This is a genomic window from Roseomonas sp. 18066 (assembly GCF_902706185.1).
In the GTDB taxonomy this organism is placed as follows: Bacteria; Pseudomonadota; Alphaproteobacteria; order Acetobacterales; family Acetobacteraceae; genus Pseudoroseomonas.
Genome location: NZ_CACSJM010000068.1, coordinates 1 through 16419 on the forward strand (window position 1 = coordinate 1; position 16419 = coordinate 16419).

Here is a 16419-nt window from a genome sequence, read left to right on the forward strand (position 1 = left end):
GACCTGGCCACCACCCCGGGCCGCGCGGTCCAGCTTGCCGCTGGTGTTCACCGGGAGGTCGGCCATGGTCACGAAGGCCGCGGGGATCATATAGTCGGGCAGGCGGGCGGCCAGATGGGTGCGCAGCGCCTCGGCGTCATGGTCCGGGGCCGCGACCAGATAGGCGACCAGGCGCTTGTCACCGGGGCGGTCCTCGCGGGCGATGACGCGGACCTGGCGGATGGTCGGGAAGACGGCGATGGCGGCCTCGATCTCGCCGAGCTCGATGCGGAAGCCGCGCAGCTTCACCTGCCCGTCGGAGCGGCCGAGATAGAGGATGGCGCCGTCACCGCGGAACATCGCCAGGTCGCCGGTGCGGTACATGCGCTGCCCGGGACGAAAGGGGTCGGCGATGAAGGCGCGCGCGGTGAGGTCGGGCCGGCCGAGATATTCTTTCGCGAGCTGCACGCCGCCGATGAACAGATGGCCGGTGACGCCGGGCGGCAGCGGGCGCAGCTGCTCGTCCAGAATGTACAGCGCCGTGTTCCACACCGGGAAGCCGATGGGCAGCGGGTGGCTGCGATCCGCGGGGCCGGCGGGCCAATAGCTGACATCGACGGCGGCCTCGGTGGGGCCGTAGAGGTTGTGCAACTGGGAAGAAATCGTCGCGTGGAAGCGGTCGCGCAGCTCGTCGGTCAGCGCCTCGCCGGAACAGAAGACTTTCCCCATGCGCAGCCCGGCGGCATCCGGATGCGCCAGGAAGGCGGCCAGCATCGAGGGCACGAAATGCGCGATGCTGACGCCCTGGTCGCGGATCAGGCTCGCGATGGCCGCCGGGTCGCGCTGCGCGCCGGGGGCCGCCAGCACCAGCCGGGCGCCGGTGATCAGCGGCAGGAAGAATTCCCAGACCGAGACGTCGAAGGTGGCGGCGGTCTTCTGCAGGATGCGGTCGGCCGGGGTGACGCCGTATTGCGCGCCCATCCAGAGCAGCCGGTTGACGATGGCGCGGTGGGTGATGACCGCGCCCTTCGGCTCGCCGGTGGAGCCGGAAGTGTAGAGCGCATAGGCCACGTCATCGACGCCCGGGCCTTCCGGCGCGTCGCCCTCGGTCGGCCAGGATTCCGGCAGCAGCGTCGGCACCGCGTCGGTCAGGGTGGTCGCCGACAGGATCAGCGCCGGCTGCGCCGAGGCCAGGATGCGCGCCAGGCGCTCGGCCGGATGCGCCGGGTCGAGCGGCAGGTAGCCGGCGCCGGCACACAGCACGCCGACCAGGGCGACGACCAGATCGAAGGAACGGTCGATGGCGACGGCGACCAGCGCGCCGGGGCCGATGCCGCGCGAGGCCAGTTCCGCGGCCAGCGCCCCGCTGCGGCGGTCCAGCTCGGCATAGGTGAGGGTGGCGCCGTCGAAGACCAGCGCCACCTCGTCGCGATGCGCGGCCATGGCCTGGGCCATCAGCGCGGCCAGCGTCGTCTCCGGCACCGGATGCGCCGTCGCATTGACGTCATGGACGAAGCGCTGCGCCTCCGCCGGTGTCGCCAGCGGCACCGTGTCGAAACGGCCGGCGGCCAGCACGGCTTCGACGAAGGCCGCCGCGCGGGTGGCGTGGGCCGCGGCCTCCTCGGCGGTGTGCAGGCCGGGATTGGCCTCGACATCGAGCCGCAGGCGCGAGGCGCCGGGATCGGTGCGCAGGTCGAAGGTGATGTCGTCGACCGGCCCGGTGCCGAGCAGGGTCAGCTCGGCGGTGACGGCCCCGAAAGGCGGGATGGCGTGATAGGGCTGGATATTGACGATGGCGCCATGCAGCCGCCGCCCGCCGCCGATGCGGCCCAGGTCGCGGCGCAGCTGCTCGCCGCGGTAGCGGCCATGGCGGCGCAGCCGGGCCAGCTGGTCGGCGATATCGGCCACCGCCTCGGCCAGCGGCAGCGATTCGTCGAAGCGGATGCGCAGCGGCAGCACATTCATCAGCGTCGAGGGCACCCGCGCCGCGGCGCTGCCAAAGCGGTTCATGAAGGTGACGCCGATCACCGCCTCGGGCTCGGCGCTCAGGCGGCGGCAATAGGCGCCGAGCAGCGCGGTCAGCAGGTCGGGCCAGGCGAGATCGTGCGCTTCGGCGACGCGGCGCAATTCGGCGCCCGCCTCGTCGCCGATCATGGCATGGGCGCGATGCGCGGCGCGGCCGGTCAGGGCAGTGCCGGCGACCGGGCTGTCGGGGGCGCCCGCCATGGCGTTCCGCCAATAGGCGGCGTCGTCGGCGCGGCGGGGCGCGGCGCGATAGGCGGCATCGGCCTCGGCGGTCGCGGCATAGCCGGCCAGGGGGCGGCCGGGGGTGCCCGCGTAAAGTTCCGCGACGCGCTTGACCAAAAGCTCGGTGCCGAAGCCGTCGAGGACCAGGTGATGCGCGCGCTGGTACCAAAGGTGGTGGTCGGGCCCCAGGCGATAGAGCCGCTCGGCCGCCAGCCCGCCACGGGCCGGGTCCACCGGCGTCGCCATGTCGGCGAGCATTTCGGCGCGCGCGACTGCCAGCGGATCGGCTTCGGCGGAAACGTCGATCACCCGCAGCCAGGGCCGCTGCGCCACGTCCAGCAGCTGGCGGATGCCCTCCACGGAATCGGCGATGCGCAGCGCCAGGCCATCGGCCTCGGCGACCATGCCGTCGACGGCGCGTCGAAACGCCTCGACGTCCAGCGGGCCGATCAGGGAAATGTATTGGCCGGTGTTGAACAGCGGGTTGCCGGGGTCCAGGCGCTGGGCAAACCACAGGCCTTCCTGCGCCTCGGTCAGCGGCAGGTCCAGCCGGGTCGCGCCGCCGCCCCCGTCAGCCATTGCCCGTCAGCCCTGGGCGCGCTCGGCGACCGCCCACCAGGCGGCCAGGCTCGGGCGCTCGGCCATCTCGGCGAAGTCGAGCTGCAACCCGCCTTCGGTCCAGCGCTGCAGCAGGGCCATGGCGCGCATCGAATCCAGGCCGAGATCGCCCAGGTCGTCGTCGTCGCCGATCTCGCCGGCGGGCATGCGCAGCAGCCTGGCGATGTCGTCGCGCATGCGCTCGCGGGTCAGGGGGGCGGCTTCGGTCATGACGGGCAAAAATTCCTCAGTTGTCAGCCGGCGGCTTCGTCGGCCAGCAGACGGGCGCGCAGCCGGGCGCGCAGCTCCTTGCGGCTGATCTTGCCGGCGGCGGTGGTCTCGAATTCGGCGACGATGACGACCTGGTCGGGCACCTTGAATTCCGCGATGCCGCGGCCGCGCATCCAGGCCTTCAGCGCCGCGCCCTTCGGCGCCGCGCCGCGCGGGATGACGAAGGCGCAGCTGCGCTCGCCCAGGAATTCGTCGGGGACGGAGACGACGACGGCGTCGAAGACCGCGTCATGGGCGAGGAGATGGTCCTCGATCTCCTCGGCCGAGATCTTCTCGCCGGCGCGGTTGATGTGGTCGCCGGCGCGGCCCTGGACCAGCAGGTTGCCCTCGGGCGTGCGGCGGACGATGTCGCCGGTGCGGTAGAAGCCGTCAGGGGTGAAGGACCGCGCATTGGCGGCGGCGTCGTTGTGGTAGGCGCGGATGGTGTAGGGGCCGCGGGTCAGCAGGTGGCCGGGCTCGCCCTCGGGCACCGGCTCGCCCAGGTCGTCGAGGATCAGCACCTCGTCGCCCTCGCTTTGCGGGCGGCCCTGGGTTTCCAGGATCTGCGCCTCGGGGTCGTCCAGGCGGGTATAGTTCACCAGCCCCTCGGCCATGCCGAAGACCTGCTGCAGCCGGCAGGACAGGGCGGCGCGCAGGCGGCGGGCGGCTTCCGGCGTCAGCTTGGCGCCGCCGACCAGCAGCACATCCAGGCTGGACAGGTCGTGCTTCGTGCCCGTGCTCGCCGCCTGGGCCCAGAGCAGCGCCAGCGGCGGCACCAGCCCGGTGATGGTGACGCGCTCGGCGGCGATCAGCGGGAAGGCGGTGTCGGGGTTGGGCAGCGGGCTGAGCACCACGCGCCCGCCGGCATAGAGCGTGCCCATATGCCCGGGCGAGCTCATCGGGAAGTTATGCGCCGCCGGCAGCGCCACCAGGTAGACGCTGTCGCCTGTCACGTCGCACAGCGCGTTGCTGGCGCGGAAGCTGTAGATGTAGTCGTCATGCGTCCGCGGGATCAGCTTCGACAGGCCGGTGGTGCCGCCGGAGATCTGCAGGAAGGCGACGCTGGACGGGTCGGGATCGGCGGGCAGGCTGGCGATGTCGCCATCCAGGCTGTCGAAGGAGCCGAACCCAGCCGCCTCGCCGACCAGGATGACCTGGCGCAGCGTCGGCGCGGCCTCCGGCAGGGCGCGGGCGATGGTCGTGTAGTCGAAGCCGTCCAGTCCGCGCGCGGCGGCCAGGTAGCCGGCGGCCTCGGATTTCTGGACGAAATGGGTGATCTCGGTCAGGCGATGCGCCGGCAGGGCATAGACCGGCACCAGCCCGGCGCGGAACAGCCCGAAGACCGCCGAGAAGAACTCCGGGATATTGCCCAGCTGGACCACGACCCGGTCGCCGGGCTGCAGGCCGAGGGCCAGGAAGCCGGCCGCCGCCTTCTCCGCCCGGGATGCCAGCTCGGCATAGGACCAGCGCTGCCCGCCGCCGACGATGGCGATCCGCTCCGGATGCTCGGCGACCCGGTCCCGCAAAAACGAAAAGAAAGTCTCGCCGCGCCAATAGCCTGCGGCCCGGTAGCGCGCCGCGAGCTCGGCGGGCCAGGTCTGGTTCAGCGGGAGCAAGGCAGGCATCCGTCTTCCATGGCACAGGTCGACCCGGATGGCGTCGCCCTAATTGATAGTCATTATCATTATGCCCCGGGGCCGGGCCGGGCAAGGGGCGGGCCCCCCCGGGGCGCGCGGGTCAGCCAGACCGAGGCCGAGGCCGCCAGCAGCAGCGCCCCCACCAGCAGGTAAGGCAGGCTGGGCCCGGCCATGTAGAGGATGCTGCCGGCGACCGGCCCGACCACCATGCCCAGGCCCTGGGCGGCGCCGGCGGCACCCGCGGCGCCGCCCTGCTCGCCGGGCTCGACCGCATTGGCGGTCATCGCCTGGAAGGCCGGGAAGACCCAGCCCATGCCCGTCGCCGCCACGAAATAGCAGGCGCCCAGCATGGTGGTGTCCTGCGCCAGCGAGACGGCGCCGAAGCCGAGGCCTGCCACCGCCGCGCCCCAGCCGATCATCACCCGCGGCGGCAGGCGCAGCCGGGTGGCGATGGCCTGGGAGATGACGAGGGCGATGCCCACCAGCATCAGCGCGCTGCCGGCGGCCTGGGCCGCGGCCTCCGGCGGCAGGCCGAGCCGGTCGAGGGCGAAGAAGCCGATGCTGACCTGGGCGATGGCCACGCTGAACATGGCGCTGAAGCCGATGGCCAGCGGGTGGCGCAGCCGGGGGTCGCGCAGGCTGATCGCCTTGCGGGCGGGGCGCGGCTGCTGCGCCTGCACCGGCACCAGGGTGGCGATGGCGACGAGCGCCACCAGCGGCAGCAGGGCGGTGACCAGCAGCGGCGTGCTGAGGCCATAGGGCACCAGGGCGGCGGCCAGCGCCGGGCCCAGCACCAGCCCGGCGCCGCTGCCGGTGCCGAGCAGCGCCATGGCCCCGGCCCGATGCGCCGGCGCCACCCGGTCGGCGATCAGCGCGCCGCTGGCGGCGGGGATGGCGGCATAGGTGCCGCCGACCGCCGCGCGGCCGATCACCAGCCCGGCGAAGGCCAGCCAGACCGGCAGCTGCCAGCGCAGCGCGGCGTCGATGATCAGGCACAGCGCCCAATAGGCCAGGGTGAAGCCGGCCGCCCCCAGCACCAGCACGCGGCGGCGGCCGAGCCGGTCGCTGGCCAGGCCCCAGGGCCGGGCGCCCAGCATCCACATGATTCCAGAAGCGGTGACGGCCATCCCCGCCTGCCAGGGGGCGAGGCCGGCGACCCGGGCCACCGGCCCGACCAGCGCCACGAAGGCCATCATCGCCAGGCTGCCGGAGAAGGTGGCGACCATCAGCGCCATCAGGACGGGGTCGCGCAAACCGGGCGGCTTGTCGGCCGGCTGGTGGTCGGGCGCTGGCATGGCGCATCCTTTCCCGTCGTGTCGGGCGGGCTATAGCCCTGGATGCGACCGGCTCGCAAATCAATCGCCGGGGGCGCAGACCAGCTCGACGGTGAAGGCAGCGCCGGTGCGGTGGATGCGGGCGGCGTGCGGCGCCATGAAATGGCCGGGAAAGAGCAGGGCGCCGCTGTCGGCGCAGCGTTCGAGCAGGGCCTGGCGGGTGGCCGCCGCCTGGTCCGGGTCGCGGCAGCCCATGCAGCTCCAGCCCGGATGCCGCGCCTGGATGGGGTGGTGGATGATGTCGCCGGTGAAGACCCCGGCCGGCGTCGCGTCGCCCGGCGCCAGGGTCAGCCAGATGGCGACATGGCCGGGGGTATGGCCGGGGGCGGGCTCCAGCTGCAGCCTTCCCTCGATCAGGTGGCGGTCGTCGACGGCCAGCGCCTGGCCGGCGGCGACCACCGGCAGCACGCTGTCCGCATAGGCCTGCCAATGCGGGCCGGGGGCGCCGCGCTGGCTTTCCCAGAAATCGCGCTCGCGGCGGGAGAAGACATATTGCGCCTTTGGGAAGGTCGGCACCCAGCGCCCGTTCTCTTTCCGGGTGTTCCAGCCGATGTGGTCGGCGTGGAGATGGGTGCAGAGGACATAGTCGATGTCTTCCGGCCTGGCCCCGGCAGCCTCGAGCTGGGCCAGGAAAGGCGTGTCCAGGTTGCACCAGTCCGGCCGCCCGTCGCGCTGCTTGCCGTTGCCGACGCAGCCATCGATCAGGATTTTTTTTCCGTTCAGTTCTACCAGCCAGGAGTGCATGGACAGAAGCAAACGGCCAGTCTGCGCATCCAGATGGCCGGGGGCCATCCAGTCGAGGTTCTCGTCATAGGCGGTCCGCGTCGCCTTTGGAAAGAACCGAAAAAAATCGAAGCTGCGGTCGACCATCTCGACGACCGGTGTGATCCGCGCATCGCCGATCTGGAAGAAGGTCATGCGGCGCGCTCCAGGGTCTGCGGCCTGTCCTCCACCTCGGCCAGCGGCCGGCCGGCGGCCTCGCGCAGCTGGCGGGTGCAGAGCATGGCGATCAGCGAGGCGGCGATGACATAGAGCGCCAGCGGCCACCAGCTGCCCGACCAGGCCCAGAGGCTGGCGGCCAGGATCGGCGTCGGGCCGCTCCAGACCACGGTCGCGAACTGATAGGCGATGGACAGGCCGCTATAGCGGATCGAGGCCTCGTATTGCTCGGCGAAGAGCGCGGGCTTGACCGACTGCATCGCCCCCTGGCCGATGGCCAGCATCGCCACCATGGCGAAGGCGACCATGCCGAAGTCCCGCGTGTTCAGCAGCAGGAAGAAAGGCACGATGGCCAGGCCGATGAAGGCCGCGCCGCCGATATAGACGCGGCGGCGGCCGATGCGGTCGGACAGCGCCGCCATCAGCGGCTGCGCCACCAGGCAGGCGGTGGCGCCGATCATCAGCGCCTCCAGCGCCACGGCCCGGCTGAAGCCCAGCACGGTGGTCAGGTAGCTCAGCGCATAGACGGCGATGACGTAGAAGCTGGTGTTCTCCGCCGCCTGGGCCGCGATCATCAGCCCGGTGCGGCCGCGATGGCGGGTGACGACGGTGGCCAGCGGCAAGCTCTCGCGATGGCCGGCCTGCTGCATCTTCTGGAAGCTCGGGGATTCGGTGACGCTGCGGCGGATGATGATGCCGACCACCAGCAGCAGCCCGCTGAGCAGGAATGGCACCCGCCAGCCCCAGGAAGAAAACTGCTCGGGCGTGGTGGCGGCGGAAACGGCGGCCATGACGCCGGACGACAGGAGAAGCGCCGCCGGGATGCCCATCTGCGGCCAGCTGCCGTAGAAGCCACGGCTTTTCGCCGGCGCGTGCTCGACCACCATCAGCGTGGCGCCGCCCCATTCGCCGCCCACCGCGAAGCCTTGCAGGAAGCGCAGCGTGGTCAGCAGGATCGGCGCCCAGATGCCGATGCTGGCATAGCCGGGCAGCAGCCCGATCAGGAAGGTGACGCCGCCCATCATGGTCAGGCTGAGCACCAGCATCGCCTTGCGGCCGATACGGTCGCCGTAATGGCCGAAGACGATGCCGCCGATCGGCCGCGCGATGAAGCCGATGGCGAAGGTGGCGAAGCTGGCGATGACGCCGGTCAGCGGATCGAAGGAAGGGAAGAACAGCTGGTTGAAGACCAGCGCGGCGGCGGAGCCGAAAATGAAGAAGTCATACCATTCCAGCGTGGAGCCGACGAAGCTGGCCAGCGCCACCCGCCGGATATCGGATGTTTCCGTCTGCGCGGACATTTTTTCTTCCCCTCCTTCCTCCTGTCGGCCGTCAGTCGTTCAGCGGCACCTCGACATCCAGCAGCGGCGCGTGCTGCTGCGCGCCATAGACGTCGGTGTCGCCGATGTCGCCGGCCGGGACCAGCCGCGGCAGGGTCGCCTTGAAGGCGGCCGCCGTGTCGTAGGGGGTGAACAGCACATCCTCCTCCGCCACGCCGTAGAGGCGGGCGAAGAGGGCGGCGTTCAGCACGCCGGTCGCCTTGACCTTGCGGTAGCGCTCATGGTCCTCGAACAGCACGTCGATGGTGACCATGAAGGGGCCGGCATTCTTGCTCTTGCAGATCTGCGCGATGTCGCGGATGCGGGGCATCTTTCCGTTCCTCCTTCAGACGGTCTCGTATTCGATGGGGAACATCTCGAAGGGGTCCTTCGGCGCTACCACATGGAAGATGCTGAAGCGGAACATCGGCCCGAGCTCGATGTCGGAGGGGCTGAAGGGGAAGGCCATGTTGCCCTCCTTGCACAGCCGCCCGGGGAAGTCGGCATGCAGCATCGAGGTGCGCGCCATGGCGATCACCGCATTGGCGATGTCCTGGGTCTTGGCCACCACCTCGACGACGAAGCCGAGCTCATGCGAGGTGATCTGCTTCACCGGCTCCCACCCCGCCATGACGCCGTCCTTGCCATAGGTGCGGACGATCATGGTGTAGTCTTCCGGCGGCACCCCGAAGGAGGCGGCCTTGAGGCCCACCTTCTCGCGATGCGTCGCCAGGTAGCTGTCGATCTGGCCGATCAGCACCGGGTCGCGTGTGCCGCAGATGGTGATGGCGCGATAGCCGGCGCGCTCCACGCCTTCCAGCTTGATGGTGTATTCTTTCGCCGGCGTCCAGGTCATGCCGCTGACCTTGACCGCGCGGTCGTTCACCGCCTCGAAGACGCAGTCGCTGGTGTCGAGCAGCCCGCCCGGCTCGGTGTGGTGGATCGGGCTGGAATTCTCGTGCAGCGCGAAATTGGCGACCGCCAGCGGCGTCGAGCGGCGGATCGGGTTCGGCGGCTCGCAGATCAGGTGGTCGTCATAGACCCGCAGGAAGATGTTGTCGGGCTCCTTCGGCACCGAGGGCTCGGCGCCGCATTCCAGCATCTTGCCGGCATACCAGGCCGGCGCCGGCGGGATGCCGGCGCGCATGGCCGGGCCCGCCCATTGCGCCGGGTCGCTGGAACGGCCGGCCAGGATCACCTGCGCGCCGCCATCCAGCGCTTTTACAAATGGCTCCGGGCCCATCATGCCGACAATGCGTTCCGCACGGTTGATGCGGTCGGCATCCAGCGGCGGCATTTTTCCGAGCGGCCGCGATTTCCCTGCATTGACCCGCTCGATGAGGGATTCCTTTGACTGCTCCGAATGGATCAGCGCCATCTTGAAGGAAAGCCCCTCCTCGCGCGCGATCTCGCGGACCAGGGCGGCGGTGTCCTGCAGATGCGGCTCGCCGCCGGCGCCGCCGGAGGTGCCGATGATGCAGGGAATGCGCGCGGCCACCGCCGCGATCAGCATCAGCCGCAGGTCCCGCTTGACCGCCAGGCGCGAGGTGAAGGATTTGCCGGCGCCCAGGTAGTACGGGCCCGGATCGGTGCTGCCGCCGTCGCAGCCGATCAGATGCGGCTGCCACGACATGCCGATCTTCAGCGATTCCTCGGCATAGCCATAGCCGAGGATGCCGCTGGTCGAGAGCATGCGATATTCGTTCAAGTCAGGCTCCTGATGCGGTCAAGGGAATCTCGGGAAACGGGGTCAGCCGCGCGGCAGCAGGTTGTCGCGCGCGGCGGCCTCCCAGCGGCGGTCTTCCTCGAGCAGCAGGCTGGCGAAGGCGGCGCGGTCCATCGGCGCCGGATCGACGGCGAAATTGTCGAGGCGCTTCTGCATCACCGGGTCGGCGAAGGCCTGCTGGATGGTGGCGTTCAGCTTGTCGGCGATGGCCGGCGACAGCTTGGCCGGGGCGAACAGCCCGAACCAGCCGGCGAAGGCCGCGTTGTCGACGCCGCCCTCGGCCAGGGTCGGCGCATCGGGCAGGAAGCGCGAGCGCTCGGGGGAGGAGATCGCCAGGATGCGCACCGTGCCGGCGGAGAGCAGCGGCATGGCGGTGGCCGTGCTGCCCCAGGCGACCGGCAGGTGGCCGCCGGTCAGGTCGGCCAGATAGGCGCCGCTGCCGCGATAGGGCACCTCGACCATCTCGACCTTCGCCTGCTTGGCGAAGTTGTTGGCGCAGTAGGAGGATTGCGCGTCCGAGGTGCCCTGCGCGATCTGGCCACGCTGGGCGCGCGCATCCTTCAGCAGGTCGGCCAGCGTCTTGTAGGGGCTGTCCTTGCCGGTCATCAGCACCAGCGGATAGCGCGCCAGCATGGCGATCGGCGTGAAGTCGTTGATCGGGTGATAGGGCAGCTGCGGCACGATCTGCCGGTTCATCACATGCGTGCTGGTGGCGGCGACATAGTTGTAGCCATCGGGCGCGCTGCGCGCCACGCCTTCCGACCCCACCACGCCATTGGCGCCGGCGCGGTTGTCGATGACGAAGCTCTGGCCCAGCTTCTGGCCGAGCACTTCCGCCAGCGCCCGCACCGTCACGTCGGTGCCGCCGCCGGGGGCATAGGGGACGACGATGCGCACCGGCTTGGTCGGCCAGGCCGGGTCGGCGGCCAGCGCCGGGCGCAGGGCGGGGATGGCCAAGGGGATGGCCAGGGGCGCGGCGGCGGTCGCCTGCAGCAGCAGGCGGCGGCTCGGGGTCATGCTTTCTCTCCCATTCTTTCTTGTCGTCCAGCGGAGCCTTGGCGGATCCGGTCGTCACTCAGTCGGGCGGCGCGGCGAACTGGCCGAAGCGGCCGTCGAGATAGAGCAGCGGGGCGGTATCCTCGCGCCATTGCGCGGCCTCGATGCGGCCGATGAAGATGGTGTGGCTGCCATGGCGATGGGCGGCCTCCAGCCGGCAGTCGAAGGCGACCAGGGCCGCGGCCAGCAGCGGCGCGCCGCCCTCGGCCTGGCGCCAGTCGGCGCCGTCATAGCGGGCCGCGCCGGCGATGCCGTCGCGCCCGGCGAAGCGCGCCGCGATCTCCTGCTGGCCGCCGGCCAGCAGGTTGACGCCGAAGCGGCCCGTGGCGGTGATCACCGGATGCGCGCTGGCATTGGCGTTGACGCAGACCAGCAGGGTCGGCGGCGTGTCGGTCACCGGGCAGACGGCGGTGGCCGTCAGCCCGGTGCGGGCGTCGCCGGCGCCGCAGGTGATGACGGCGACGGTGCCGGCCTGGCCGCGCATGCAGCGGCGGAAGGTCGCGGCATCCGGCGGGCCTTCCCGCAGCAGGCTGTCGGCCGGCATGGTCAGGAGGCCTGGCGCAGTTGCGGGTTGCGCCAGGCGCCGGCCTCGGGCCGCTGCAGGCCGAGGTTTTCCCGCAGCGTCGCGCCGGCATAGTCCTTGTGGTACAGGCCGCGGCGCTGCAGCTCCGGCACGACATACCGGGTGAAGTCCTCGAAGGCGCCGGGGGTGTGGGTCGCGGCGAGGACGAAGCCGTCGCAGGCCTTCGAGGTGAACCACTCTTCCATCTGGTCGGCGACGGTCTTCGGCGTGCCGCAGAAGATCGGGAACTCGCCGATGGTGCCGCGGCCGGAGAAATGCACGAAGTCGCGCACCGTCGGGTTGGCCTTGCCGGACAGCGTCACCACGCGGTCGCGGAAGCCGCTCCAGGACAGCTTCTTCAGGTCGTCGTCGGTGAACTCGGAATCCAGGTCCTTGCTGCCGAAATCGAAGTTCAGCGCTTCCGACAGCAGCACCAGCGCGTCGATCGGCTTGGCCAAAGCGCGGATATATTCGCGCTTCTCCTCGGCCGCCTGCTGGCTGTCGGCGACGCAGACATAGCAGGCCGGGCAGACATTGACCTCGTCCGGGTTGCGCCCGGCGGCGGCGACGGCGGCCTTCAGCTCGCCATACTGCTTCTGCCCGACAGCGAGGTTCGGATAGACCACGAAGATCAGCTCGCCCCAGCGGCCGGCGAAGCTGCGGCCGCGGCCGCTCTGCCCGGCCTGGATCAGCACCGGCGAGCCCTGCGCCGAGCGCGGCACCGGCAGCGGGCCCTTGGCCGAAAAGTATTTTCCCTTGTGGTTCAGCGCATGCACGCGGTCGGGGTCGGCGAAGCGGCCGCTCTCCTTGTCGACCAGCAGCGCGCCATCCTCCCAGGAATCCCAGAGGCCCATGACGACCTCCATGAACTCGTCGGCGCGGTCGTAGCGCAGGTCATGCGCCAGGTGCTCGGTGCGGCCGAAATTGGCGGCTTCCGAATTGTTCAGCGAGGTGACGACATTCCAGGCGGCGCGGCCCTTGGTCATCAGGTCCAGCGTGCCGAACAGGCGGGCGACGTGGAAGGGCTCGTAATAGGTGGTGGAATAGGTGATGCCGAGGCCGAGCCGGCTGGTCACCGCGCCGATCATGGTGATGATCGAGACCGGGTCCATCTTGACGACGCGCACGCCGTTGGCCACCGCGTCGCGATAGTCGTCGTTGAAGATGTCGGGCAGCGCCAGGCGGTCGTCGAAGAAGGTCATGTGGAACTTGCCTTCCTCCATGACGCGGCCCAGGCGCTGGAAATATTCCGGCGCGGTGAAGTCGGTCGCCCCGGCCGGATGCCGCCAGGAGCCGGGCGCGATGGAGCAGTTCTGCGCCTGCAGGAAGCCCACCATCTTGATCTGACGCTGCGTGCCGCTCATGGCCATTCCTCTCCTGCGGCGCGGGGCGGATGGCGGGGCAGGGGCCCGGCGCGCATCGCCACCATCGGCGGCCCGGTCTGGATCCGCCGCTCGCCTTTGCTGTTTCCTCCGATGCGCGAACGTTTGCGCATTCGATGGCCGATATAGCGCCCGGCACTTTACCTATGTCAACACGATACTTTCGATTCTCCGCACGTTTGCGCGCGCGGCGCCGGATGTTGCGGCGCAAGCGGATGCGCAAACATTTGCGCATATTTGCGCGAAACCGCGCTGGCGGCGGCCACAACCATGCTAGAATGCCAGGATGAAAGACCTGCCGCCGAAGGCGCCGCCCGCCGCGGAGGGCCGCCGCACCACCATCGTCACCCTGTCGCGGCAGATCGGCGTCGCGCCGTCCACCATCTCGCGGGCGCTGAAGGGCGATACCCGCATCTCGGCCGAGACGCGGGCGCGCATCGCCCGCCTGGCGCAGGAATCCGGCTACACGCCGCATGCCTCGGCGCGCACCCTGTCATCGGGGCGCAGCGGGCTGATCGGCGTGGTGCTGGGCCCGCCCACCAACCCCTTCTACACCGAGCTGCTGCACGAGGCGGTGGGCCAGGCGGCGGCGCGCGGCATGCGGCTGCTGGTGATCCATGCCGGAGCCGGCGCCGTCGAGGACCGTACCGCCGATGCGCTGCTGCAATACCAGGTCGATGGCTGCCTGATGACCTCGGTGGAGCTGCCGTCGCATGTCGGCGCGGTCTGCGCCGCCAACGGCGTGCCGGTGGTCATGGTCAACCGCGTGGCGCGGCTGAATTCCAGCGCGGTGACCTGCGACAACCGCTTCGGCAGCCGGCAATTGGCGGAGCTGCTGACCGGGCAGGGGCGGCGGCGCTTCGCCCTGGTGCGCACCTCGACCTCGAGCTCCACCGGGCAGGAGCGCGACCAGGGCTTCTGCGACGCGCTGATGGCGCTGGGGCTGGAGCGTCCGCTGCGCCTCGATGGCCGCTCGTCGCATCAGGGCGGCTTCGCGGCCGGGCAGCAGATCGCGGCGCTGCCGGCGGCCGAGCGGCCCGACGCGGTCTTCGCGGTCAGCGACGTCATGGCCATGGGGGTGATCGACGCGCTGCGGATGGCAGGGCTGACGGCGCCGCGCGACATGGCGGTGGTGGGCTTCGACGGGCTGCCCGCCGGCGCCTGGCCGCAGTATGACCTGACCACGGTGGAGCAGCCGCTGCCCGCCATGATCGGCCGCGCGCTGGACCTGCTGCAGGCGCGCATGGCCGATCGCGGCCTGCCGGACGAGACGGTGTCGCTGCGCGGCCGGCTGGTGGTGCGGGGGTCGTCCGGCTAGCCGGGCAGGGCGCCGCGCAGGGCGGCCACGGCGCAATCCGGGCTGGTCAGCAGCGGCACCGGGCAGTCGGGCACCAGCGCCGCGGCGCCGGCCATCGACATCTGCGCCAGCACGACGACCTCGTATTTCTGCGCATGGTCGCGGATGGATGCCGCGATCAGAGCGTCGTGCCGGGCCGGGTCGCCGGCGGCCATGGCGGCCTGGGCGCCCTCGACCAGCACCACATCGGCCTTCGCGCCGTCCGAGGCCGCCTCGAACATCGCGGCCGACCCGGCCAGCGCGGCGGGGAAGGTGCACAGGATGACGGTGCGGCGGCGCAGCCCGGCGGCCTGCTCCAGCATCGCCACATCGGCGCCGATCAGCGGCATGGCGAAAAGCTGGCGCAGCGCCGGCAGGAAGGGCGAGAAGACGGTGCAGGTCAGCAGCACCGCCTCAGCCTTGATCGCCGCGGCGCGGCCGAGCAGCGCCCCCATCTGCGCCATCGAACGGTCGGTGACACGGCCCTCGGCGGCGATTTCCGCCTGCAGCGCCTCGTCCAGCAGATTGGTGACCGCCCAGGCGCCGGGCTCTTGAGAAAAACGCCGCATCATTGGCGTGACGGCGTTCAGCGTGACGCTGATGACAGCGATGCGGCGCATTTTTCGTTCTCTCCCAGGATCAGCGGTACAGCGGCACCATACCGAAGGCCATCGCCGCGGCAATGAAGATCACGAAGATCGCGAAGCACCAGCCGAAGCAGGCGCGCTGCCATTCGCCCATGTCCAGCTTGGTCATGCTGAGCAGCAGGTAGATGAAGGCGGTCAACGGGCTGAGCATGTGGAAGGCCTGGCCCAGCAGCGAGGCGAAGCCGACCTCGAAGGGGGTGAAGCCGTAGATCTTGCCGGCCTGCACCAGCACCGGCAGCACCCCGTAGAAGAAGGCGTCGTTGGAGAGGAAGAAGCCGCCCGGCGCCGAGATCAGCACCACGATCAGCCCCCAGAAGCGGCCCATCGTCTCCGGCACCACATTGACCAGGCTGCTGGCCAGGGCGTCGGACATGCCGCTGTTGGTGAAGAGGCCCATGAAGACGCCGGCGCCGATCACCATGATGACGGTGGCCAGCACCTCGCCGGAATTGGCGTAGAGGCGGTCCTTCTGCTCGGCCAGCGTCTTGTAGTTGATGACCAGGGCCAGCACGGTGCCGACCAGGAAGATGAAGACCGGGTCGAAGGTGCCGCTGATCAGCAGCGCGAGCGAGGCGAAGGTCAGCAGCCCGTTCACCACCGTGTGCTGCGGCCGCTTCAGCGCATCGGCCTCGCTGCTGCTCTCGGCGAAGATGGCGTCGATATCGGCATCCGACAGGTGCTGCACGCCGAGCCGCCGGCGCTCCGACAGGCCCAGCGCATAGGCGCCGCCGGTGACGAACAGGCTGGCCAGGATCATCCCCGGCAGCAGGCCGTTGAGCAGCCGCTGCACGTCGATGCCCTCGATCACCGCGATGACGCGCGCCGTCGGCCCGCTCCAGGGCAGCAGGTTCAGGATGGTGTTCTGCAGGATCAGCAGCACGCCCAGATGCATCATCTTCAGGTTGAGCTTGCGATAGACCGGGATCAGCGCCGTGCAGCAGATCAGCGTGGTCGTGGTGCCGTCGCCGCTCATCGAGACGATGGTGGCCAGCAGGCTGGTCGCCACCAGCACCTTCAGCGGGTCGCCCTTGGCCAGGTGCACCACCTTGCGCGCCAGCGGGTCGAACAGCCCGACATTCAGCATCAGCGAGAAGAACATGATGGCGAAGAACAGCATGAAGGCGGTGCCGGAGGTCCGGGTCAGCCCCTGCTTGATCCACACCCCCAGCACGCTGATCTGGTCCCACAGCGTCACGGCGTCGACCGGCATCTTCAGCGTGCGCGCGGTCGGCGCCTCGTAGAGGCCGAGCAGCGCGCCGACCACGGCGAAGAGCACCGGGATCAGCACGATGGCGGTGAAGGGATGCATCTTCTTGGTCAGGATCAGCGCCATGAAGACGATGACCGTCAGCCAGGCCAGGGAGGCGAGCATTCTTTTTATCTCTCGG

14 protein-coding genes are annotated in these 16419 nt (G+C 70.3%); 1 reads left to right on the plus strand and 13 read right to left on the minus strand.

What is annotated here, in order from left to right:
- The 11 genes from GVN67_RS15115 to GVN67_RS15165 form a co-directional block, all read right to left on the minus strand.
- Positions 1 to 2805: amino acid adenylation domain-containing protein (locus tag GVN67_RS15115; RefSeq protein WP_159997385.1), on the minus strand; the 2805-nt coding region annotated here is incomplete at its 3' end.
- A 6-nt stretch (positions 2806 to 2811) separates the two neighbouring features.
- Complete coding sequence (locus GVN67_RS15120; protein ID WP_159997387.1) at positions 2812 to 3054, minus strand: phosphopantetheine-binding protein; 243 nt, start codon at positions 3052 to 3054, stop codon at positions 2812 to 2814.
- A 23-nt stretch (positions 3055 to 3077) separates the two neighbouring features.
- Positions 3078 to 4718 (minus strand): (2,3-dihydroxybenzoyl)adenylate synthase, encoded by a 1641-nt coding sequence (locus GVN67_RS15125; RefSeq protein ID WP_235035315.1) that lies wholly within the window; start codon positions 4716 to 4718, stop codon positions 3078 to 3080.
- Positions 4719 to 4777: 59 nt separating this feature from the next.
- Entirely contained in the window at positions 4778 to 6025 is a 1248-nt protein-coding gene (locus GVN67_RS15130; protein WP_159997389.1) for an MFS transporter, read from the minus strand.
- A 60-nt stretch (positions 6026 to 6085) separates the two neighbouring features.
- Positions 6086 to 6982: an MBL fold metallo-hydrolase gene (locus tag GVN67_RS15135; RefSeq protein ID WP_159997391.1), complete on the minus strand. Its 897-nt coding sequence runs from the start codon at positions 6980 to 6982 to the stop codon at positions 6086 to 6088.
- A complete protein-coding gene (locus GVN67_RS15140; RefSeq protein WP_159997393.1) occupies positions 6979 to 8304 on the minus strand; it encodes an MFS transporter in 1326 nt (441 codons plus the stop codon). Before GVN67_RS15140 ends, GVN67_RS15135 begins: the two co-directional genes overlap by 4 nt.
- A 31-nt stretch (positions 8305 to 8335) precedes the next feature.
- Positions 8336 to 8653: a DUF4387 domain-containing protein gene (locus GVN67_RS15145; protein ID WP_076960484.1), complete on the minus strand. Its 318-nt coding sequence runs from the start codon at positions 8651 to 8653 to the stop codon at positions 8336 to 8338.
- Between the two features lie 15 nt (positions 8654 to 8668).
- Positions 8669 to 10030: an acyclic terpene utilization AtuA family protein gene (locus tag GVN67_RS15150; protein ID WP_235035316.1), complete on the minus strand. Its 1362-nt coding sequence runs from the start codon at positions 10028 to 10030 to the stop codon at positions 8669 to 8671.
- 42 nt (positions 10031 to 10072) lie between these two features.
- A complete protein-coding gene (locus tag GVN67_RS15155) occupies positions 10073 to 11065 on the minus strand; it encodes a tripartite tricarboxylate transporter substrate binding protein (RefSeq protein WP_159997395.1) in 993 nt (330 codons plus the stop codon).
- Between the two features lie 58 nt (positions 11066 to 11123).
- Entirely contained in the window at positions 11124 to 11648 is a 525-nt protein-coding gene (locus tag GVN67_RS15160) for a flavin reductase family protein (protein ID WP_159997397.1), read from the minus strand.
- 2 nt (positions 11649 to 11650) lie between these two features.
- Positions 11651 to 13030 (minus strand): LLM class flavin-dependent oxidoreductase, encoded by a 1380-nt coding sequence (locus tag GVN67_RS15165; protein WP_159997399.1) that lies wholly within the window; start codon positions 13028 to 13030, stop codon positions 11651 to 11653.
- Between the two features lie 304 nt (positions 13031 to 13334).
- Between GVN67_RS15165 and GVN67_RS15170 the strand changes: the two genes are divergently transcribed.
- The gene (locus GVN67_RS15170; protein WP_159997401.1) at positions 13335 to 14366 is read left to right on the plus strand and encodes a LacI family DNA-binding transcriptional regulator; all 1032 of its coding nucleotides are present in this window, start codon (positions 13335 to 13337) and stop codon (positions 14364 to 14366) included.
- Here GVN67_RS15170 and GVN67_RS15175 read toward each other — a convergent pair.
- Together GVN67_RS15175 and GVN67_RS15180 are read right to left on the minus strand one after the other, a co-directional pair.
- Positions 14363 to 15004 carry an aspartate/glutamate racemase family protein gene (locus GVN67_RS15175; RefSeq protein ID WP_159997403.1) on the minus strand — a complete coding sequence of 214 codons (642 nt, stop codon included), beginning with the start codon at positions 15002 to 15004 and terminating at the stop codon, positions 14363 to 14365. The two genes, GVN67_RS15170 and GVN67_RS15175, sit on opposite strands and share 4 nt — an antisense overlap.
- A gap of 19 nt (positions 15005 to 15023) precedes the next feature.
- Entirely contained in the window at positions 15024 to 16403 is a 1380-nt protein-coding gene (locus GVN67_RS15180) for a CitMHS family transporter (RefSeq protein ID WP_159997405.1), read from the minus strand.
- Between the last annotated feature and the right edge of the window lie 16 nt (positions 16404 to 16419).

What these genes read in the sequence shown, in the direction of transcription:
- GVN67_RS15120 (WP_159997387.1), bottom strand. Translation starts at nt 3,054, where the DNA reads ATGACCGAAGCCGCCCCCCTGACCCGCGAGCGCATGCGCGACGACATC.
- GVN67_RS15125 (WP_235035315.1), bottom strand. Translation starts at nt 4,718, where the DNA reads ATGCCTGCCTTGCTCCCGCTGAACCAGACCTGGCCCGCCGAGCTCGCG.
- GVN67_RS15130 (WP_159997389.1), bottom strand. Translation starts at nt 6,025, where the DNA reads ATGCCAGCGCCCGACCACCAGCCGGCCGACAAGCCGCCCGGTTTGCGC.
- GVN67_RS15135 (WP_159997391.1), bottom strand. Translation starts at nt 6,982, where the DNA reads ATGACCTTCTTCCAGATCGGCGATGCGCGGATCACACCGGTCGTCGAG.
- GVN67_RS15140 (WP_159997393.1), bottom strand. Translation starts at nt 8,304, where the DNA reads ATGTCCGCGCAGACGGAAACATCCGATATCCGGCGGGTGGCGCTGGCC.
- GVN67_RS15145 (WP_076960484.1), bottom strand. Translation starts at nt 8,653, where the DNA reads ATGCCCCGCATCCGCGACATCGCGCAGATCTGCAAGAGCAAGAATGCC.
- GVN67_RS15155 (WP_159997395.1), bottom strand. Translation starts at nt 11,065, where the DNA reads ATGACCCCGAGCCGCCGCCTGCTGCTGCAGGCGACCGCCGCCGCGCCC.
- GVN67_RS15160 (WP_159997397.1), bottom strand. Translation starts at nt 11,648, where the DNA reads ATGCCGGCCGACAGCCTGCTGCGGGAAGGCCCGCCGGATGCCGCGACC.
- GVN67_RS15165 (WP_159997399.1), bottom strand. Translation starts at nt 13,030, where the DNA reads ATGAGCGGCACGCAGCGTCAGATCAAGATGGTGGGCTTCCTGCAGGCG.
- GVN67_RS15170 (WP_159997401.1), top strand. Translation starts at nt 13,335, where the DNA reads ATGAAAGACCTGCCGCCGAAGGCGCCGCCCGCCGCGGAGGGCCGCCGC.
- GVN67_RS15175 (WP_159997403.1), bottom strand. Translation starts at nt 15,004, where the DNA reads ATGCGCCGCATCGCTGTCATCAGCGTCACGCTGAACGCCGTCACGCCA.
- GVN67_RS15180 (WP_159997405.1), bottom strand. Translation starts at nt 16,403, where the DNA reads ATGCTCGCCTCCCTGGCCTGGCTGACGGTCATCGTCTTCATGGCGCTG.